The sequence below is a fragment of the Psychrobacter glacincola genome (genome assembly GCF_965118485.1).
GTDB classification, from domain to species: Bacteria; Pseudomonadota; Gammaproteobacteria; order Pseudomonadales; family Moraxellaceae; genus Psychrobacter; species Psychrobacter glacincola_D.
The window spans coordinates 82,048-100,984 of sequence record NZ_CBCPJH010000010.1; the positions used below are offsets into that span (position 1 = coordinate 82,048).

22 protein-coding genes are annotated in these 18,937 nt (G+C 41.3%); 18 read left to right on the forward strand and 4 right to left on the reverse strand.

The genetic code is table 11. The features are described 5' to 3' along the window. The first annotated feature begins 8 nt into the window (after window positions 1-8). From rpmD to rplQ, 9 genes are all read left to right on the forward strand, one after another. Window positions 9-188 carry a 50S ribosomal protein L30 gene (gene rpmD, locus ACMHKH_RS05560; RefSeq protein ID WP_413519653.1) on the forward strand — a complete coding sequence of 60 codons (180 nt, stop codon included), beginning with the start codon at window positions 9-11 and terminating at the stop codon, window positions 186-188. Further along, window positions 188-628 carry a 50S ribosomal protein L15 gene (rplO, locus tag ACMHKH_RS05565; RefSeq protein WP_413519654.1) on the forward strand — a complete coding sequence of 147 codons (441 nt, stop codon included), beginning with the start codon at window positions 188-190 and terminating at the stop codon, window positions 626-628. The genes rpmD and rplO overlap by 1 nt, the downstream gene beginning before the upstream one ends. Before the next feature lie 19 nt (window positions 629-647). After that, window positions 648-1,979: a preprotein translocase subunit SecY gene (gene secY / locus ACMHKH_RS05570; RefSeq protein ID WP_413519680.1), complete on the forward strand. Its 1,332-nt coding sequence runs from the start codon at window positions 648-650 to the stop codon at window positions 1,977-1,979. A gap of 31 nt (window positions 1,980-2,010) precedes the next feature. After that, window positions 2,011-2,127 (forward strand): 50S ribosomal protein L36, encoded by a 117-nt coding sequence (gene rpmJ / locus ACMHKH_RS05575; protein WP_011279805.1) that lies wholly within the window; start codon window positions 2,011-2,013, stop codon window positions 2,125-2,127. A gap of 257 nt (window positions 2,128-2,384) precedes the next feature. Next, entirely contained in the window at window positions 2,385-2,741 is a 357-nt protein-coding gene (rpsM, locus tag ACMHKH_RS05580) for a 30S ribosomal protein S13 (protein WP_149490921.1), read from the forward strand. 20 nt (window positions 2,742-2,761) lie between these two features. Then, complete coding sequence (gene rpsK, locus ACMHKH_RS05585; RefSeq protein WP_010196728.1) at window positions 2,762-3,151, forward strand: 30S ribosomal protein S11; 390 nt, start codon at window positions 2,762-2,764, stop codon at window positions 3,149-3,151. Window positions 3,152-3,199: 48 nt separating this feature from the next. Next, entirely contained in the window at window positions 3,200-3,841 is a 642-nt protein-coding gene (rpsD, locus tag ACMHKH_RS05590; RefSeq protein ID WP_011512865.1) for a 30S ribosomal protein S4, read from the forward strand. An 81-nt stretch (window positions 3,842-3,922) separates the two neighbouring features. Continuing rightward, window positions 3,923-4,930, forward strand: coding sequence for a DNA-directed RNA polymerase subunit alpha (locus ACMHKH_RS05595; RefSeq protein WP_011279808.1), 1,008 nt, complete (start codon window positions 3,923-3,925; stop codon window positions 4,928-4,930). A 19-nt stretch (window positions 4,931-4,949) separates the two neighbouring features. Continuing rightward, window positions 4,950-5,309: a 50S ribosomal protein L17 gene (rplQ, locus tag ACMHKH_RS05600; protein ID WP_021813387.1), complete on the forward strand. Its 360-nt coding sequence runs from the start codon at window positions 4,950-4,952 to the stop codon at window positions 5,307-5,309. Window positions 5,310-5,432: 123 nt separating this feature from the next. Here rplQ and ACMHKH_RS05605 read toward each other — a convergent pair whose 3' ends face one another. Together ACMHKH_RS05605 and ACMHKH_RS05610 are read right to left on the reverse strand one after the other, a co-directional pair. Then, window positions 5,433-6,050 (reverse strand): L-threonylcarbamoyladenylate synthase, encoded by a 618-nt coding sequence (locus ACMHKH_RS05605; RefSeq protein WP_413519655.1) that lies wholly within the window; start codon window positions 6,048-6,050, stop codon window positions 5,433-5,435. Between the two features lie 192 nt (window positions 6,051-6,242). Then, a complete protein-coding gene (locus ACMHKH_RS05610; protein ID WP_413519656.1) occupies window positions 6,243-7,040 on the reverse strand; it encodes an elongation factor P hydroxylase in 798 nt (265 codons plus the stop codon). A gap of 155 nt (window positions 7,041-7,195) precedes the next feature. Here ACMHKH_RS05610 and ACMHKH_RS05615 point away from each other — a divergent pair, with 155 nt between their 5' ends. The 6 genes from ACMHKH_RS05615 (at window position 7,196) to lysM (ending at window position 11,853) form a co-directional block, all read left to right on the forward strand. Then, on the forward strand, window positions 7,196-7,789 hold the full coding sequence (locus ACMHKH_RS05615; protein WP_413519657.1) for a YceD family protein: 594 nt from the start codon (window positions 7,196-7,198) through the stop codon (window positions 7,787-7,789). Between the two features lie 339 nt (window positions 7,790-8,128). Then, complete coding sequence (gene rpmF / locus ACMHKH_RS05620) at window positions 8,129-8,311, forward strand: 50S ribosomal protein L32 (RefSeq protein WP_011279813.1); 183 nt, start codon at window positions 8,129-8,131, stop codon at window positions 8,309-8,311. A 507-nt stretch (window positions 8,312-8,818) separates the two neighbouring features. Then, complete coding sequence (fabD, locus tag ACMHKH_RS05625) at window positions 8,819-9,787, forward strand: ACP S-malonyltransferase (protein ID WP_413519658.1); 969 nt, start codon at window positions 8,819-8,821, stop codon at window positions 9,785-9,787. Further along, window positions 9,778-10,512: a 3-oxoacyl-ACP reductase FabG gene (gene fabG / locus ACMHKH_RS05630; RefSeq protein WP_413519681.1), complete on the forward strand. Its 735-nt coding sequence runs from the start codon at window positions 9,778-9,780 to the stop codon at window positions 10,510-10,512. Before fabD ends, fabG begins: the two co-directional genes overlap by 10 nt. Window positions 10,513-10,824: 312 nt before the next feature. Next, window positions 10,825-11,061, forward strand: a complete 237-nt coding sequence (gene acpP, locus ACMHKH_RS05635; protein ID WP_011279816.1) for an acyl carrier protein — start codon at window positions 10,825-10,827, stop codon at window positions 11,059-11,061. Between the two features lie 285 nt (window positions 11,062-11,346). Continuing rightward, entirely contained in the window at window positions 11,347-11,853 is a 507-nt protein-coding gene (lysM, locus tag ACMHKH_RS05640) for a peptidoglycan-binding protein LysM (RefSeq protein WP_413519659.1), read from the forward strand. Between the two features lie 148 nt (window positions 11,854-12,001). On the opposite strand, the gene queG is transcribed toward lysM, so the two are convergent. Further along, on the reverse strand, window positions 12,002-13,204 hold the full coding sequence (queG, locus tag ACMHKH_RS05645) for a tRNA epoxyqueuosine(34) reductase QueG (RefSeq protein WP_413519660.1): 1,203 nt from the start codon (window positions 13,202-13,204) through the stop codon (window positions 12,002-12,004). 180 nt (window positions 13,205-13,384) lie between these two features. Between queG and ACMHKH_RS05650 the strand changes: the two genes are divergently transcribed. Next, window positions 13,385-15,163: an NAD(P)H-hydrate dehydratase gene (locus tag ACMHKH_RS05650; protein WP_413519661.1), complete on the forward strand. Its 1,779-nt coding sequence runs from the start codon at window positions 13,385-13,387 to the stop codon at window positions 15,161-15,163. Window positions 15,164-15,211: 48 nt separating this feature from the next. Here ACMHKH_RS05650 and ACMHKH_RS05655 read toward each other — a convergent pair whose 3' ends face one another. Beyond that, a complete protein-coding gene (locus ACMHKH_RS05655) occupies window positions 15,212-15,700 on the reverse strand; it encodes a DUF4124 domain-containing protein (protein WP_413519662.1) in 489 nt (162 codons plus the stop codon). Between the two features lie 903 nt (window positions 15,701-16,603). Between ACMHKH_RS05655 and ACMHKH_RS05660 the strand changes: the two genes are divergently transcribed. Further along, a complete protein-coding gene (locus tag ACMHKH_RS05660; RefSeq protein ID WP_413519682.1) occupies window positions 16,604-18,316 on the forward strand; it encodes an acetolactate synthase 3 large subunit in 1,713 nt (570 codons plus the stop codon). Then, window positions 18,316-18,813, forward strand: a complete 498-nt coding sequence (ilvN, locus tag ACMHKH_RS05665; protein WP_413519663.1) for an acetolactate synthase small subunit — start codon at window positions 18,316-18,318, stop codon at window positions 18,811-18,813. Before ACMHKH_RS05660 ends, ilvN begins: the two co-directional genes overlap by 1 nt. Window positions 18,814-18,937: the final 124 nt, after the last annotated feature.

The window sequence follows — 18,937 nt, forward strand, 5'->3', positions numbered from 1 at the left end:
GAGTTACAATGAAAACAATGAAAGTCACTCAATTCAAATCGGGTGCCCATCGCCTCAAGAGCCACAAAGCGAGCTTGAAAGGATTGGGTTTACGCCGTATTAATCACACTGTTGAAGTAGAAGATACTCCTTCAAACCGTGGTATGGTTAATCGCGTTAACTACATGGTAAAAGTGGAGGAAGCGTAATGGGTCTTAGATTAAATGAATTATCACCAGGTGTTGGCGCAAAGAAGACTGCCCAACGTCGTGGTCGTGGTATCGGTTCAGGCCTTGGCAAAACCGGTGGTCGTGGTGTAAAAGGTCAGAAGTCTCGTTCAGGTTCTAGCATTCGCTCAGGATTTGAAGGTGGTCAAATGCCTTTATATCGCCGTCTACCAAAATTCGGTTTTACCAGTAAAATGGCTATGACAACTGCTGAAGTTCGTCTGTCTGAATTGAATAAAATTGAAGGCGATGTGGTTAGCATTGCAACTTTGAAAGCTGCCAACCTTATCCGTCATGACATGAAGCGTGCGCGTATTATGTTATCAGGTGAAGTCACTAAAGCTTATACCTTTAAAGGTATCAAAGTGACTAAAGGCGCTAAGCTAGCAATCGAAGCTGCTGGTGGTAGCATCGAGGAGTAGTAACGTGTCAAAGCAATCAATGTCATCGACTGGTGTACCGCTCAATCCATTTGCCTTTATACGTAAGTATGATGAGCTTTGGTCGCGTTTATTATTCTTAATCGGCGCATTGATTGTTTATCGTTTTGGGTCACATATTCCAGTACCGGGTATCAATCCGGTTAACTTGGCTGATCTGTTTTCGCGCAACGAAAATACCATTCTGAGCATGTTTAATATGTTTTCAGGTGGTGCACTAGAGCGTATGTCCATAATGGCACTTGGTATCATGCCATATATCTCAGCATCGATTATTGTACAAATGATGTCTGCGGTATTGCCATCGCTTGAAGCCCTCAAAAAAGAAGGTGAAGCGGGACGACGCAAGTTAAACAAGTATACCCGTCAGGGGACGCTTGGTTTGGCACTAGTACAGTCATTAGGGATGTGTGCTGGTTTAATCAGCCAAAATCTTACTTTATCTTCTGGTTTAACTTTTTATATTCCAGCGGTTACCTCATTGGTAGCTGGTGCTATGTTCTTAATGTGGCTTGGTGAGCAGATTACAGAGCGCGGCGTAGGTAACGGTATCTCAATGCTCATTTTTGCGAGTATTGTGGCTGGTACGCCAGGTATGATTTCGCAGTCTATTGAACAGGTCAACCAAGGTCAAATGAACTTGATTGTCCTCTTTATCTTTGCACTGTTAGGTGTCGCGGTTACTGCCGGTATCGTTTATATTGAACGTGCTCAGCGCCGTGTTCCTGTCAACTACGCGCAAAAACAACAGCAGGGTCGCAAAATTTATGCTCAGCAGCAATCACATTTGCCGTTGAAACTAAATATGGCAGGGGTTATCCCCGCTATTTTTGCAAGCTCGCTATTGTTGTTTCCTGCAAGTTTAGGGCAGTGGGTTGGTCAATCGACGGATCCTACCTTGATGCAAAAAATATTGCAAAATATGGCATTGGTGTTGTCCCCAGGACAGCCGCTGTATCTGGTTCTATTTGGCGCAATGATTATCTTTTTCTGTTACTTTTATACGGCATTGGTATTTAGTCCGCGTGAAGTTGCTGAAAACCTTAAACGTAGTGGTGCGTATATCCCAGGTATTCGCCCAGGACAACAAACTCAGCGTTACCTCGATCATGTATTAAACCGATTGACCTTTATTGGCGCGATGTATATGACGGTTATTTGTTTAATGCCAATGGTCGTTCAGTCATCGTTTGGTGTGCCGTTTCAACTTGGTGGTACGTCGTTACTGATTATGGTGGTTGTGGTGATGGACTTCATCTCGCAGATTCAAGCGCATTTGATGACCCATCAATATCATGATCAGACGTTAATTCAATCGCCCACTCAATCTTAAATGAGCGGTACGATATCTCAAGGAGTATGCTATGAAAGTTCAAGCATCAGTTAAGAAAATTTGTGGTAGCTGTAAAGTTGTGCGCCGTAAAGGCCGTGTACATGTAATTTGTACCGCAGAACCTCGCCACAAGCAACGTCAAGGTTAATAATTTAAGCAAGTCAAACTTAACAGTTTGGCTTGCTAATTAAATTAACACTTGAAAAATGACGGCGGATGGGATATCATCCGCCACTTGCCGTAGTTTATGCAAAACCTTTTATAAAATGTTCAATGAATAGATTGGTTTACCAACTCGAAGCAGTGATAATAATTATAAAAGCTTTAGTATTGACAGCAACAAATCTGAAAAATATCACCTTGTTTTAACGAATGAGTGTGTTTTTCTTTAATGGAGAGAAATCAATGGCTCGTATTGCCGGCGTAAACATTCCGGATAATAAGCATGCTGTTATTTCACTAACTTACATCTTTGGTGTCGGTCGTACCACTGCTCAGAAAATCTTAGAAGCAGTTGGCATTGCCCCTACTACTAAAGTCAGTCAGTTAGATGATACACAGTTAGATGCTATCCGTGCACAAGTTGCAGAATACATGACTGAAGGTGATCTTCGTCGTGAAGTGTCAATGAATATCAAGCGCTTGGTCGATCTTGGTTGTTACCGTGGCATCCGCCATCGTCGTAACTTACCAGTTAGAGGTCAAAACACCAAGAACAACGCTCGTACTCGTAAGGGTCCGACACGCCCTCTCAAAAGATAATTAACTTAGGAAGCTAAAAGATGGCAAAAGACACTCGCAGTCGCAAAAAGGTGGCTCGTCGTTCAGTATCGGAGGGCATTGCCCATATCCATGCGTCTTTTAATAACACCATTGTTACGATTACCGATCGTCAGGGTAATGCATTGGCTTGGGCCACTTCAGGTGGACAAGGCTTCCGTGGTTCACGTAAATCTACACCATTTGCAGCTCAGGTTGCAGCTGAGGTCGCTGGTAAAGCGGCTCAAGAATATGGTGTTAAGAATATCGATGTTTTGGTCAAAGGACCAGGACCGGGTCGTGAGTCTGCGGTAAGAGCACTAGGTGCATTGGGTTATAAAGTTAACAGCATCTCTGATGTAACCCCAATCCCACACAATGGTTGCCGTGCGCCGAAAAAGCGCCGCGTCTAATATTAAAGACGAAGCTTTTTATAATAGAAGCTTATAGGAGACATAACAATGGCCCGTTATATTGGACCGAAACTCAAATTATCACGTCGTGAAGGCACTGACTTAGGTCTTAAGTCTGGTGTTAAACCATACGACGTAAAAACGAAAAAATCGGCTCGTCCACCTGGTCAACATGGTGTTAGCCGTAACAAAAGCTCAGAATACTCTTTACAGTTACGTGAAAAACAAAAAGTTAAGCGTATCTACGGTGTATTAGAGCGTCAGTTTGCAAACTACTACAAAGAAGCTGCTCGTAAGCGTGGCGCTACTGGTGAAAACTTGTTAGCAATGCTTGAGAGTCGTCTTGATAACGTAGTATATCGTATGGGCTTTGGCTCTACGCGCGCTGAAGCACGTCAGTTAGTTAGCCATCGTACTGTTATGGTGAAAAAAGCTGGCCGTGATGAGTTTATTCGTGTGAATATTCCATCAATTCAGTTGCAAGATGGTGATGTCATCGCTATCCAAGAGAAATCTCGCGAGCAATTACGTATTAAAAACGCAATTGAGCTGGCTACCCAACGTGGTATTCCAGAATGGCTAGATGTTGATCACAGCAAACTACAAGGCACGTTCAAAAAAGCGCCTGATCGTATTGATCTACCTGCTGAAATCAACGAAAGTTTAATCGTTGAGCTATACTCTAAGTAAGTAACGTCCTGCTTAATGCTATATACATGGCATTAAGCAATCAACGTTAACCAAACCAGTTTAATAAATCGAGGTGACATCATGATGCTAAATGCAACTGAGTTTCTAACGCCGAACGCCATCAACGTGGATACGGTTAACGAAACGATTGCGAAAGTCACGCTCGAACCGTTAGAACGCGGCTTTGGGCATACTTTAGGTAATGCCTTACGTCGCATCTTGTTATCTTCATTACCTGGTGCTGCAGTCATTGAAGCTGAGATTGATGGTGTTGACCATGAATATTCAACGCTTGAAGGACTACAAGAAGATGTGCTTGATTTGCTTTTGAACCTAAAAGGCTTAGCAATCACTCTTCATGACCAAAATGAAGTATTTTTGACCTTGGATAAACAAGGTCCAGGCACTATTACTGCTGCAGACATCACGTTACCGCACAATGTAGACATCATCAATCCAGAATTGGTATTGGGTACATTGAGTGACCGTGGTCATCTAAAGATGCGTTTGCGCGTAGTGATGGGTCGTGGATATGAGCCAGCAAACCAACGCCGTGAAGATGGTGATACTAAAGCAATTGGACGCTTAAAGCTTGATGCAAGTTTTAGTCCTGTGCTTCGTGTTGCTTATCAGGTTGAGAACGCACGTGTAGAACAACGTACTGATCTTGATCGTCTTATCATTGAGCTTGAAACTAATGGCACTATCGATCCAGAAGAAGCAATTCGTAAAGCAGCCACTATTTTACAACAACAGATTTCTATCTTTGTTGACCTAGAAGCTGAAGAAGCGCCTGAGCCTGTGAAAGAAAAAGAAGAGGTTGATCCAGTGCTATTACGCCCTGTGGACGATCTTGAACTAACGGTTCGCTCAGCCAACTGCTTAAAAGCTGAAAACATTTACTATATCGGTGATTTGGTACAGCGTTCAGAGACTGAACTTCTAAAAACCCCAAATCTTGGTAAGAAATCATTAACAGAAATCAAAGACGTACTAGCGTCTAAAGATTTGGAGCTTGGTATGCGCCTAGATAACTGGCCACCAGCTGATTTACGTGTTGATGATCGCTTTTCTTATCGTAGCCGTTAAACTTTAAGGATTTTTGACTATGCGCCATCGTAAGAGTGGAGTCAAGCTGGGTCGTACCGGCAGTCATCGTAAGGCAATGTTTCAGAACATGACCAACTCATTATTTGAGCATGAACTGATCAAAACAACTTTACCAAAAGCAAAAGAGTTACGCCGTGTTGCTGAGCCATTAATCACTATGGCTAAAGAAGACAGCGTTGCTAACCGTCGTTTGGCATTCAGCCGTATGCGTAGCAAAGCTATGGTAGGCAAATTGTTTGGCACGCTTGGTCCTCGTTACCAAACTCGTCCAGGTGGTTATTTGCGTATCGTAAAATGCGGTTACCGTGATGGTGACAATGCGCCGATGGCTTATGTAGAACTAGTTGATCGTGACTAATTTTATAATGACCAAAATATGTATATAAAAAAGCTCCAATTAAATTGGAGCTTTTTTTCGTCTAAAGTATTTGTAAAAATCACGATTAAGTTAAATATTTAAAAGATTGCAGTAAATCTCTATTTATAATAATGAACTCACATCAGCCGCACCTTGTCTAATGACTTCTGGCTGGCTACTGGTCATATCAACGACAGTAGTGAGCTTAGTGGTTTTAATTCCAGCGTTAATTAGTCCATCTATCTGATTACCTAATAGCTCTTCAATCTCGAAAGGGTCATCTAGAATGTCATCGCGATTCGGCAGTATTAATGAGCTGGTCAAAATAGGCTCATCCATTGCCTCTAACAGCGCTTGAGCAATAGCGTTGCTTGGTACCCGAATACCAATGGTTTTTTTCTTCGCATGCGCCAGCTTCTTAGGTACATCTTTAGTTGCGTTTAAAATGAAGGTAATGGGCGCGGGTGTATGCGCTTTAAGCTGTTTAAACTGTACATTGTCTACTGCGGCATAATTGGCAATCTCACTCAAATCACGACAAAGTAAGGTAAATTGATGTTTATCATCAAGCTCACGGATACGTTTAAGCTTCTCTAACGCATCTTTTGCGCCCAAGCGACAGCCAAAAGCATAGCTAGTATCCGTTGGGTAAATGATTAATTGATCCTTACGTAATAATTCTGCGACTTGTTCAATCAGCCGTGGCTGCGGATTTTCTGGGTGAATGTAGAATACTTGCATAATTATTCCTTATTTTATAGTTATTAGATTTTGGTTATTAAAGGGATGATGATAAAAATTGCTTAATATGAATTGTGCTTATTTTGCTGGTGTTTAAAATTATGCTTTATTGGATAGTATAGCGCAAAGCAAATATAAGTTTATGGTCAAGGCGTTACTATGAGTAGAGAATCGTTAATATTGGCAGATAGCCTAAGAAGTTTTGCAAACTTTTAATAAAGCATGTAGCAAGGTTTTAGCGTCAGGTGGTAGGGTATCTGGTTTAGCGAGATAGGTTTGAGCTTGCTTATAAACATCCTGAGCAAAAGTGCTAGCGCTGGTATCAAAATCTGCAAATAGATTGTCTTGTGATACCTGAAAAGGGCGTCTACACGCTAGTGTAAATAAACATTCTAGCGCTTGTGGTTTAATTTCAACACGCTCAAATGCGTGTTGCTGAGCTGCTGAACGACCATCTGCTGCATACCAGTAGCCAAAATCAGGAAGCAGTCTGCGCTGTTGACCTGCCACGCAAAAATGGCTTAATTCATGCAGCGCGCTGGCAAAAAAGCCATGAGCAAACTCAATTCTCGCAGGTTGATTGTTTTGTGCTGGGAAGTATTCTGGCTCGCTCATACCGCGAACCAATATTACCTGCTTATTGATAAATAAATAATTAAATAACGCGATTAGCCAGTCCGTCATTGCTTGTTCGATATCTTCAGCTGAAGATTTATCGTTTATAACAACTTCAGCTAAGCTCTGTTGAGCTGCGCCATATTTTTTGTCGTTTTTAACAAATTCTTTCGAGATTTGAGTAGATTGCTGATTAACCAAATATTGCCACTGTAACGACAACTTTTTTAATTGGGCGTCGGTTTCAACATTAATGCTCCCATCCGTAAAGTTGGCTTCTTTACTTTGGCGTTCCTCTAGATACGATAATAAATTTTTGCGCTCAATAGTAGATAGTAAGTTTGAGAAGTCAGGCTGAGCGATAGACGATATCATAAGTAATAATTTAACCAATAAAGAATAATCGAGCAAAGTGTTCTATATATTTAAGTAGCAAAAAAATATTAACATACTAGCGCTAGCGCAATAAGGCGCTTTCCGTTAGTATGGCAGGCAATATTATACATCGTTTTTGATCAATGAGGCTGCGTATGTCGAGTACCCAAGATAACAAGTCATTAGCGCTTCAGGCTAGTAAACTACCAGTGCCTGCGTCAAATATTATGCCTGACACTATCTCCTTGAATAAATGGGAAGACACAGGTTTTGAGTGGGCAGGTGAGATAATCCCTAAAGCTTTTGAGCGTCTTGTTAGTGTGTTGAACACCGAGCATGAGCAAGCGAATATTTTGCTAGATGCCAAATTATATCGCCTTAATAATGTATTGCATCTGGCTTTTACCTTAAAGGGCGAAGTCTGGTTGACTTGTCAGCGCTGTTTGCAACCGATTGCCGTCGATTTGGGTGATGAGTATGATATCGCGCTGCTTGATAACGAAAGCCAAATTCATTTGATTCGTGAAGAGCAAGATTACTTATTGCTTGAAGAGATTGTCACTGAACAGTCGCCAGAGCGTTTACTACCGTTTAAGAAATTGATTGAAGATGAAATCTTACTTAAAACGCCAATGGCACCTAAGCATGATGACTGTGAAATGAGCGTTGAGCAGTTTGGTGAAATACCTGAGGAAGAAGAAACAGAAAATCCTTTTGCTGCCTTAGCGTCTTTAAAAGGTAAGTTATAACCTTATAACCTTATAAACTGTATTAATGATGAATATGATGGAAGTTTTAGACCATCTTTTTATCAGCTTTATACAGAAGAGTGAAAAGCAGGGCTTTATTAATCTGCTAAACATGCGTATAATGTCCCGTTTATTGCATTCTAGCAATCTGCTACTGGCAGATAGGCACTGACCTTGCAAACTAACTATAGATTTTAGACGTTATCAGCACTTTAATACGTGGCAATCTATTTAACTAATGATGCGTAAGACTTAGGTTGTTGTGATTATATAGCCTCTGTCAGTGTCGATTAAAGCTGAATTTCAAGCTTATCCCCTTTTAAGTATAGGAGCTATATCATGGCCGTTCAAAAAAGTCGTAAAAGTCGTTCACGTCGTGACATGCGCCGTTCACATCATCGTATGGAAATTGCTGAAATAAGCATCGATGCTACTACTGGTGAAAAACATCGTCGTCATCACATGACTAAAGATGGTTTTTATCGTGGTCGTCAGTTGTTTAAAGTAAGTCAAGACGCTTAATTTATTGTTATTTGATGGCGGCTAAAGATTATGATGGTTCTTCTGACTATCTATACTCTTTATAATGCTATTATTAAGCAATTGGTTTGAGCTAAAGAAAGCCAAGTTATTTCGCTATCATATATTATGTGGCTGGATAACTTGGCTTTTTGCTATGATTTTTTTAATAGTTGGTTTTCAGTGCCAATTTTCAGTGATAATTTTCAATACTGCTTATTGAATGATAATTTTTGATAAATCTTTTTAATGTTTTATATGTCAAAGTAAGCATATACTTTGCATTTATCCTAAAATAGGTAATCAGACTTATAGCTGTAAGACGCATAATTAAGTCTCACGCAGCTATGCTAATGGTCGTTGTCAGTGTATAGTTTCATAAGCGCATATTGTCTTAAAGGACTAGTGATAATGAGCGCTTTATAAAATAAATATCCGCTATAGTCTCTAACTCTACAATCAACCCCACTTACGCTAGGGGTGTTTCCAATCAAATAAGGAATATTGGTTATGGGCTCTGTACCCGATATGATTAAAAAACAACCAACCCGTATTGCTATCTTGTTTCCTGGACAAGGATCACAAGTCGTGGGTATGACAAGTGAGCTTGCTGAAGCTTATCCTGAAATCCTTGAGACTTTTACTGAAGCGAGTGCCGCATTAGGTGAAGATTTGTGGGCAATCTGTCAAGATGAAGATAAGCTTAATCAAACACAATATACGCAGCCTGCATTATTGACCGCTAGTATCGCTATTTGGCGCATCTTACAACAAAAAATAAAAGACAAACCTTGTTACCTTGCTGGTCACTCTCTGGGTGAATATAGTGCCCTTTGCGCTGCTAACGTACTGTCACTTGCTGATGCCGTCAAACTGGTACATAAGCGTGGTCAATTGATGCAAGACGCTGTCGTGGGTATTGATACCGCAATGGCTGCAGTACTGGGTTTGGAAGATCATCGAGTTGAAAATTTGTGTGAGCAAGCAACTGAGCATGTAGATGATGCGATTGTTGGCGCCGCAAATTTTAATAGCCCAGGGCAGGTTGTGGTTTCTGGTAATGCCGCAGGCGTCAATGCGGTCATCGATAAAGTACAAAATACTGGTAAAAAAGCCATTCCATTAAAGGTAAGTGTGCCATCACATTGCGCTTTGATGGAGCCCGCTAGTAAGGCGTTAGTCGCAGAACTTGCTGCTATTCAGTTCGATCAAGCGACGATTCCTGTCATTCAAAACCGCCATGCGCGGGTTGAAACCAGTGCTGTCGGTATCAAAGACGCATTAACCGAACAATTAAGTCAGCCGGTATTATGGTCAAAAACCATGCAAGAGCTGGCAGATAAACAAATTAATATTTTAATCGAGTGTGGTAGTGGTAACGTTTTGAGTAATTTGGCGAAGCGTCAAGCGCATCCCATTACAAGCTACCCGACTGACAAGCCTGCTCGTCTAGATAAATTGCTGGAGGTATTATTATGAGCCGTACGATCACATTAGTCACAGGCGCAAGCCGCGGTATCGGCAAAGCCGTTGCCAAACGTTTTGCTAAAGAAGGACACTTCGTCATTGGTACTGCTACTACCGAAAAAGGCGCAGCACAAATTGATGAATATCTAAACGATAGCGGCGGTATTGGTCGCGTGTTAGATGTACGCGATACGGCGCAAATTGATAAGCTATTTGAAGAGATAGAAAGCGTTTATGGCGCGGTTCAAGTATTGGTCAACAATGCTGGTATTACCCAAGACGGCTTATTGATGCGTATGAAAGATGTAGATTGGGACAATGTCATTGATACCAACCTGACGTCTGTTTATCGTATGAGTAAACGTGCTATCCGCGGCATGATGAAAGCACGCCGTGGTCGTATCATCAATATCACCTCTGTGGTTGCGCAAATGGGCAATGCTGGTCAATCTAACTATGCAGCTACTAAAGCTGGTGTAGAAGGTTTTAGCCGTACGCTCGCTCGCGAAATTGGCTCACGCCAAGTAACCATTAACTGTGTGGCACCCGGTTTGATCGAAACCGATATGACGGATGAGCTTGATGAGCGCTTATTGAATTCAATGTTAGATGCCGTGCCTATCAGCCGTCTTGGTCAGCCAGAAGATATCGCTGCTGCTGTACTGTTTTTAGCAAGTGATGAAGCCAGTTATATCACAGGTGCAGTGCTGCCTGTCAATGGCGGCATGTATATGTAATAGTTCGATATTGGGTTTTGCTTAAATGACATATAGTTCATCGGTACGTTTCAAGCGTTACATACTTATAATAAAAAACTGTGTGAACGAGTGTAAACTATAATAAAGGGTGCTATAATGTCGAATACTTTTGAGTCAAAGCGCTGTATGATAGCAAGGCTTTACTAAATATTAGTCAAAAAGTATGACTTGTTATAGTACACTCAGATGGCCATATGGATCTGAAAATCCCATTTATATACAATGCTGTAGTCACTAATCAGGTTACTATGGTAATTTGTCAAAATAATAGATCAAAAAGGAGAAATCTACATGAGTAATGATACCGAGCAAAGAGTTAAAGCAGCAGTAGCTGAGCAACTAGGTATGAATGTTGAAGACATCAACAACGATGCTTCATTCATGGAAGACTTAGGCGCTGATTCACTGGATTTAGTTGAGTTGGTTATGTCATTTGAAAGCGATTTTGGCATCACGATTCCTGACGAAGATTCAGCAGAATTAACGACTGTACAAAAAGCAATCGATTACGTACAAGCACAGCTATAATTAGCGACTTGCTCAACTGGTTTAATATGACCGCTTGTCTTAATAGATAGGCGGTTTTTTTATGGCTATTATTTTTCTCGAAATCGTACAAATCTATTTAGTTAATTACTACGTTAACATTAGCTACGCCAAATCAACATTACTCAACATACTATTACTATTTATGTGGCAAGCCTTTGCCTATACTAATAATGGTAAGCAAAAAAGATGGTAGCCAGCATGAGCTATAATCGTAATAAATAATAACCAAGCATAATAAGTAATAATATCTCAAGGAGCAGTTATATGGGTATGTTCAGTTTTGCAAAAGACATTGGTGATAAGATTTTTAATCGTGATGACGCCAAGCATGATGCTAAAGTAGAAACAAAAGCAGATGCCAATACGCCAGTACAGAGCACTGAGCCTTCAGCTCAATCAGTAGCCAATATTCTACTTCGTCGTATTCAACAGCAAAATCTCAATATTACTGATTTGAAAGTTAAGTATAATGGTACAACGGATACTGCAGAGATTAGTGGTAAAGCTAAGACACAAGCGGATCGCGAGAAAGCAATTATTGCTATTGGTAACGTACAAAACGTAGCCAAAGTCATTGATAATATCGATATTGAAGAGCAGTCACCTGAATCTACTATGTATACGGTAAAATCTGGTGACAATCTATCTAAGATTGCGCAGAGTGTTTATGGATCAGCAGGCGATTATATGAAAATATTTGAAGCTAACAAACCAATGTTAACTAGCCCTGATAAAATTTATCCAGGTCAAGTATTACGTATTCCAAAATAGTAATGTTTATAATGACGTTTTAAGTATTAAAATATCATGTCATTAAAGTATGACTCAGTGAAAAACACCTCTTATCAAGAGGTGTTTTTTTATTTAAAAAAATGAATTAAATATGGGGTTAATAATTGGCCTAATTTTTACTGAAAAATTAGATGTTTAATTTATTGCACTGTTCGGCGATTGCCCAATTGATATGTTCGTCAAGCATTTCGTTATGCAGTCCAATTTTTGATTGTAATGTTTCGATAACTTTTTGACTGCCAATAGCATTGCCAAGACCGATAGCGATATTGCGCAGAAAATTCACATAACCGGTACGTCTAAGTGGGCTACCTTCGGTCTTTTCCATAAACTCTGCTTCTTGCCATTGCCATAACTCAAGCAAACTGCTGCTGTCAAGGCGATGTCTGGGCGCGAAATCCTCTACGGGTGTAAGATTGGCATAGCGGTTCCATGGGCAAATCAGCTGGCAGTCGTCACAACCAAAGATACGATTGCCAATAGCGCGGCGGTATTTTTCATCAATAATGCCATCATGTTCAATCGTTAGATAAGAGATGCAGGCTGATGCATTAAGCTCATAAGGCGCGACAATGGCTTGAGTGGGGCAAATATCAATACAGGCGCTGCAACTGCCACAATGCTCTTTAACGGGCTCATCATCAGGTAATTCAAGGCTCATAAACAGCTCACCGAGCACAAAGAACGAGCCGGCTTGCTTATTTATCAGTAATGTATGCTTGCCAGTCCAGCCAAGACCCGCAGCATCGGCAATCGGTCTCTCAAAAATAGGCGCTGAGTCACTAAAAGGTCTAAAAATAAAATCAGTATCAGCGCCAACATCTAGATGTCGCCACTCAGGAAGCATCGTCTCAATTTTTAATGCCAATTGCTTCAGACGACTGCGCATGGTTTTATGATAGTCGCGCCCTCTAGCATAACGGGCAATGATGCCTTGGTTAGGATAGTTATTATCAGTCACAGTGCGCGCTGCTGGTGTTTGAGTGAGATAGTCCATGCGCACACTGATAATGGTTTTTGCGCCTTCTACTAGCTGCTCAGGATGCGCACGCAGATGATGATTGCTGTGCATAAACTGTAATTGCGCTTCATAGCCTTTCGCTAACCACTGCTTTAACTGTTCAGTCTGCTTAACAAATAACGGATGATGCACGGATAAAAAGCCACAATCTGCAAACCCTAGAGCTTGTGCTTCTTTTTTAATCCAATGTTTGATATCTGCTGTCGTAGCAAAATCATGTGTGTTATGAACAGCAATATTATTAGCAGAGTCGCTAGTAGGTACTGATGATAGCTGCGTTGGTGAGGTTGCTTGAGAGTTATTGCTCATATCTGATTATCAATGCTAAGGTGAATATAGATATGATAAGCCAGTGAGCGAAGAGCGCAAGTATCAAAGTGAATAAATCTATGTTTATATAGGTTTATATTTAATAGATATGTTCACTTTGATAGATAGCCGACTATTTAAAAGCTCAGCCAAATCTTATAAGACAATCGAGGAGCAGCCATGCCAGTGTCAAATGAATTTCTATCGAAGAATACTATGCCTACTATGCCTATCGCGCTATATAGTAGTGAGCAGCTCTATGCGATGGAGCAAGCATGGTTCGCTCAAGGTAATAGCAGCTTTGCTCTAATGCAACAAGCTGCTTGGCAAATGGTGCAGCATATTGAATTACTGTATGAAGATAAATACCTTAGCAAGCATGTGTCCGATAAGGGGGTAGTATCTCGCTCTAATATTAGTCTGCGCCGTGCCAGTATTTGGGTCGGAACAGGTAATAATGGCGGCGATGGTTGGCTTATCGCTTACTATTTACAGCGAAAGGGCTGGCAAGTGCAAGTTACAGCTATTGGTTTTGAGGAACATGATTTTTTTATAAAAGACAATTCACAATCTTCCCATGATAATGAAAATAAAAAATCAATTACTGATGCGACAAAGGCGCTACAGTTGGCACTCTCTGCTGATTGTGAATATCACTGTTTTGAAAATAGTGATAATAATGCGAGCGAGACAAGTATTAAAGCCTTGCAAGCAGAGATTTATATTGATGCGATATTTGGTATTGGATTTAATCGTGCGCCGAGCGATATTTATCAGCAAGCAATTTGCGCTTTTAACGAAGCAGCACAGGAGGCACAAGCATTGGTTATCGCCGTTGATATTCCAAGTGGCTTGGTCGCTTCCACAGGTCAAGTATTTGATCGTATCGCGATACAAGCCGACGTGACCTTATGTTTGATTGCGCGTAAATTTGGCCTGCATACCAAAGATGGGCTCGATTATAGCGTTGCTGTGATTGATATACCGCTGATACCCCATCTGGCAGGTGAGAAAACGCTACTACCTATCGCTACTCTCATTAACGCGCCTTATCAATTAAAGCCACGCCGACAAAACAGCCATAAAGGCAGCTATGGACATGTATTAATTATTGGTGGTAACCGCATTGACGGCTCACAAGGTATGGGCGGCGCTGCCATATTATCAGCATCAAGTGCAATGGCAGCGGGCACTGGTAAAATCACGGTCGCCTGCCACAAGGCATTCCATGGGGCATTATTAACCTCGTTGCCAGATGCCATGAGTATAGATCTGCATGATACCGAAGGAGTCAAGCGCCTCGTTAAAGATGCCAGTGTGATTGCTATTGGCATGGGGCTAGGTCGTGATGCCAAAGCAAAGTTGTTATTTATTGAATATCTGCAAGCGGCTATAGTAGAAGGTAAGCCAATAGTCATTGATGCCGACGGTCTGTATCATTTAGCGTCATTATATAGAGAAAACCATAAGCTTATAACCGCGTTGAAATCACACAGTTTGAATTATCAGGTATGTTTAACACCGCATAGTGGGGAAGCCGCTAGATTATTAAATAAAAAGGTAGACGAGATAGAAAATGACAGATTGGCTGCGATAAGAGAGTGTTCAGCAGTTTATGGCGGTGATTGGGTTTTAAAAGGAGCAGGGTCGTTAATTCTGGAACAACAATTAGTACAGACGCATATTTATGTGTGTGGCGTAGGTAATGCTGGCATGGCGAGCGCGGGCATGGGCGATGTACTGGCAGGCGTGATTGCTGGGTTATTAGCACAGGAAGACTTAGAACAGATGCAGCGCAGCTTAAAGCAAGCAGTTATGATTCATGGGTTAGCAGGTGATGTTTTAGTCAATCAGACAACAAACAATCATGCGTTCATCATAGGGCAGCGAGGTCTACAAGCTCAAGACATGCCAACAGCTATCCGTCATGTGATGCAGCTTATAACAGATAGCCTTTAACTATTCGACTTGACTTTAAATCAAATAATTTTATTTAATAAATAGAGATTAGCTACAATACTGGGTAATGGCTTGTTGAACACGTTCGCGCTTAAGCTCAATCTCACGACCATCTAGATATTGACGTTTGCCATTGGCATCCATCTCATAGATACGTCCGCCAACATTGAGGTTGGTTAAGTTATTGCGTAAAGACTGACAACGCTGCGCATTCGCCTGCGCTTCTTGTTCTTTGATACGCGCCTCTAACTGTGCAACACGCTGCTCTTCTGCACTTTGCGGCGCGCTTTGATTGGCTTCCGTTTTACCGGCAAGCTGTCCAGTACTGGTCTGTCTACCATCGCTACGAAACTCAATAACTTCGACATTTCCACCGTTTTGCGGTGCATATTGGCTGTACTTGACTTCGCCATGCTTGCCAATGGATTTGTACACCTGAACGGCATGACTGGCGCTCATTGGCAGCATAAACATACAGGCAGTGCTGACACTGATAAGTAGTTTGGCAGCGGTGCTTATCGTAGACGCTTGTGCCATGGTAACAACCCTCTTAATGGATAAAAAATGCGAGTATCGATAAGTTAAGGATAATGGTTAATAGACTCGATAACAATATAAATACATAATTGTTTGATTCTAGCAAATAATGCTTATGAATGTACATTGTTTAATAACCAATAGTTGGGGATAGGGTTTATAAGTTTTTCTTGACAATACTTCCCAAACCGTTGAATATAATAGCAGTTGATTGGTCAGTGAGCGGCTTTTATGATATTGCCGTGGCACTTGAAAATAAGGACGACGGGTTGCTTATCAGTAGCTCGCCCCGTATTATTTTCTTTGTGACAATGATATGGATTTAGAGTGATTTCAAGCATCGCTGCTACGTTTGTATTGATTGTCTCCGGACTTATCCGTCTACAATGACTAAGATAAACTTATTATTAATATATTTTGTTAGGTTTTGCTGATATAAAAATGAAAGGTGAATTAGATTGTTATATCTATTTACTAGAATTTTTTAAGAATGAAATGAGGAGTTATGTAGTTATAAACCTTTGCAATCAGATAACCTGTTTCTGGTTTTAAGATGTGTTTTATAACGTTAATTCTTTCTATTTATAATCAGCGTAAGCTCCATACTCATAGTAAATAATAAGCTTCTTTTATAGATGCGCTCGCATCTTGTCATTTGTATATCGATAAACTGTTGCCACAAAGCTGACCTTAAATATAGTGCTATGTTTGAGTCGTATGCTGTTTTATAAAACCGCGTCACTTAGATATAGCGGGCACATATTCTTGCCACAAAAAAAGGTGACGACAGTGACGCAAACCACGCAAAGTCCGAATATGACGGGACATACCCAAACGGGTCATGCTGCCAAAAATTTCAAAGAAAAGCAGCAACAGCTTGCTGAAGGCAGCAATAAGCCTGTAATGCTATCTGGTGCTGAGATGTTGGTGCAATCACTAACAGATGAAGGCGTCAAATATATCTTTGGCTATCCAGGCGGCGCCGTACTGCATATTTATGATGCCTTATTCCAACAAGATAATGTTGAGCACATTTTGGTCCGTCATGAGCAAGCAGCGGGTCACATGGCAGATGCTTATTCGCGTGTGACTGGCAATACGGGTGTGGTGCTAGCGACTTCAGGTCCTGGGGCAACCAATACCGTGACTGCTATCGCAACTGCCTTTATGGACTCTGTGCCGATGGTAATCATCGCAGGTCAGGTACCTAGTAGCCTGATCGGTGAAGACGCGTTCCAAGAAACGGACATGATTGGCGTATCGCGCCCTATCGTGAAGCACAGTTTCCAAGTTCGCCATGCCAGCGAAATTCCAATGATTGTCAAAAAAGCTTTTTACATCGCCCAGTCTGGACGTCCCGGTCCGGTGGTTATTGATATACCAAAAGATATGACAGCGCCGAGCGAAAAATTTGCTTATGAGTACCCAGAAGAAGTATTTATACGCTCATATCAGCCATCATTAAAAGGTCATAGCGGTCAGATCAAGAAAGCCGTTGAGACTTTACTCGCAGCTAAACGTCCTGTGATATATGCAGGCGGTGGAGTTATCTGGAGCAAAGCACATACTGAGCTGACTACTCTTGCTCATCGTTTGAATTTACCAGTGACTAATACTTTGATGGGTCTTGGAACGTTCCCAGGCTCGGATGAGCAGTTCTTGGGTATGCTTGGTATGCATGGTACTTATGAAGCCAATATGAGCATGCATCACGCAGACGTTATTTTGGCAATTGGTGCACGTTTTGATGACCGCGTGACTAATAACGTCAAAAAATTCTGTCCGAATGCGACTATTATCCATATTGATATTGATCCTACTTCTATCTCAAAAACTGTTTTTGCCCATATACCTATCGTAGGTGATGTGAAGTCAGTATTGACGGATATGCTAGATATTATCGGTACCGATAAAGAACTTGAGCAACATGCATTGCTTGACTGGTGGTCACAGATTAATGAGTGGCGTAAGCGTCATGGTTTACGTTATGACACCAGTACTGATAATGGTATTAAGCCGCAAGCAGTGGTACAAGCTTTAGATAAAGTCACCAATAGTAACGCTATCATCACCAGTGACGTCGGTCAGCATCAGATGTTTGCCGCACTTTATTATACTTATAATGAGCCGGGTCAATGGCTGAACTCAGGTGGTCTAGGCACGATGGGTGTTGGTCTACCTTATGCGATGGCGGCTAAACTTGCCAATCCTGATCGCGACGTTGTTTGTATTACCGGTGAAGGCTCTATTCAGATGAATATCCAAGAGCTGTCAACCTGTTTACAATACAATCTGCCTGTTAAAATTCTAAACTTAAACAATGCACAGTTGGGCATGGTCAAGCAGTGGCAAGATATGTTGTATGAAGGTCGTCATGCGCATTCTTATATGAATTCATTGCCAGACTTTGTCAAACTTGCTGAAAGTTACGGTCATGTAGGTATCAAGATTACTGATCCTGAGACCATGGAAGCACAATTGGCAGAAGCGATGGCAATAAAAGACAGACTGGTATTTATTGACGTTTATATCGACCGTGATGAGCATGTATATCCGATGCAAATTGCTGGGCAAACGATGCGTGATATGTGGTTATCAAAAGGGGAGCGTACCTAATGCAACAACAACATCTGATTTCGGTATTAATGGAAAACGAAGCCGGTTCGTTGTCGCGGTTGGTCGGACTGTTTTCTCAACGCGGTTATAACATCGAAACCTTAAACGTTGCGCCAACCGATGACCCAAGCATTTCACGTTTGACGCTTACGACCTTTACTTCACCTGAAAGAATCGAGCAAATCACCAAACAATTGCATAAATTGATTGAAGTGGTTAAAGTGCTTAATCTGTCAGATAACGTCCACGTTGAGCGTGAGCTGATGCTGATTAAAGTACGTGCCAATGGTGCCGTACGTGAAGAGATCAAACGCAGTGCTGATATTTTCCGTGCACAAATCGTGGATATTAATTCCAATCTTTATACGATTCAGATCGTCGGCGATAAAGCCAAACTTGATGGTTTTATTGACGTGATTGGTCGTGAACGCATCATGGAAGTGGTGCGCTCGGGCGTGATTGGTATTGCACGTGGTGAAAAAACACTCAGTTTGTAATGAGCGTTTATTACACCTATTATAAGTCAAATTATTTACTCAAACATTAACATAGCGCTTATCTCACCCATCACTTCGATTAGGTGATTATAATTTAAGTGTTTATTTATCCATGGCACGCCAT

Bases quoted from the DNA above. Each gene is read 5' to 3' on its own strand.
- rpmD (WP_413519653.1), top strand. From the start codon at position 9: ATGAAAACAATGAAAGTCACTCAATTCAAATCGGGTGCCCATCGCCTC.
- rplO (WP_413519654.1), top strand. From the start codon at position 188: ATGGGTCTTAGATTAAATGAATTATCACCAGGTGTTGGCGCAAAGAAG.
- secY (WP_413519680.1), top strand. From the start codon at position 648: ATGTCATCGACTGGTGTACCGCTCAATCCATTTGCCTTTATACGTAAG.
- rpmJ (WP_011279805.1), top strand. From the start codon at position 2,011: ATGAAAGTTCAAGCATCAGTTAAGAAAATTTGTGGTAGCTGTAAAGTT.
- rpsM (WP_149490921.1), top strand. From the start codon at position 2,385: ATGGCTCGTATTGCCGGCGTAAACATTCCGGATAATAAGCATGCTGTT.
- rpsK (WP_010196728.1), top strand. From the start codon at position 2,762: ATGGCAAAAGACACTCGCAGTCGCAAAAAGGTGGCTCGTCGTTCAGTA.
- rpsD (WP_011512865.1), top strand. From the start codon at position 3,200: ATGGCCCGTTATATTGGACCGAAACTCAAATTATCACGTCGTGAAGGC.
- ACMHKH_RS05595 (WP_011279808.1), top strand. From the start codon at position 3,923: ATGATGCTAAATGCAACTGAGTTTCTAACGCCGAACGCCATCAACGTG.
- rplQ (WP_021813387.1), top strand. From the start codon at position 4,950: ATGCGCCATCGTAAGAGTGGAGTCAAGCTGGGTCGTACCGGCAGTCAT.
- ACMHKH_RS05605 (WP_413519655.1), bottom strand. From the start codon at position 6,050: ATGCAAGTATTCTACATTCACCCAGAAAATCCGCAGCCACGGCTGATT.
- ACMHKH_RS05610 (WP_413519656.1), bottom strand. From the start codon at position 7,040: ATGATATCGTCTATCGCTCAGCCTGACTTCTCAAACTTACTATCTACT.
- ACMHKH_RS05615 (WP_413519657.1), top strand. From the start codon at position 7,196: ATGTCGAGTACCCAAGATAACAAGTCATTAGCGCTTCAGGCTAGTAAA.
- rpmF (WP_011279813.1), top strand. From the start codon at position 8,129: ATGGCCGTTCAAAAAAGTCGTAAAAGTCGTTCACGTCGTGACATGCGC.
- fabD (WP_413519658.1), top strand. From the start codon at position 8,819: ATGGGCTCTGTACCCGATATGATTAAAAAACAACCAACCCGTATTGCT.
- acpP (WP_011279816.1), top strand. From the start codon at position 10,825: ATGAGTAATGATACCGAGCAAAGAGTTAAAGCAGCAGTAGCTGAGCAA.
- lysM (WP_413519659.1), top strand. From the start codon at position 11,347: ATGGGTATGTTCAGTTTTGCAAAAGACATTGGTGATAAGATTTTTAAT.
- queG (WP_413519660.1), bottom strand. From the start codon at position 13,204: ATGAGCAATAACTCTCAAGCAACCTCACCAACGCAGCTATCATCAGTA.
- ACMHKH_RS05650 (WP_413519661.1), top strand. From the start codon at position 13,385: ATGCCAGTGTCAAATGAATTTCTATCGAAGAATACTATGCCTACTATG.
- ACMHKH_RS05655 (WP_413519662.1), bottom strand. From the start codon at position 15,700: ATGGCACAAGCGTCTACGATAAGCACCGCTGCCAAACTACTTATCAGT.
- ACMHKH_RS05660 (WP_413519682.1), top strand. From the start codon at position 16,604: ATGCTATCTGGTGCTGAGATGTTGGTGCAATCACTAACAGATGAAGGC.
- ilvN (WP_413519663.1), top strand. From the start codon at position 18,316: ATGCAACAACAACATCTGATTTCGGTATTAATGGAAAACGAAGCCGGT.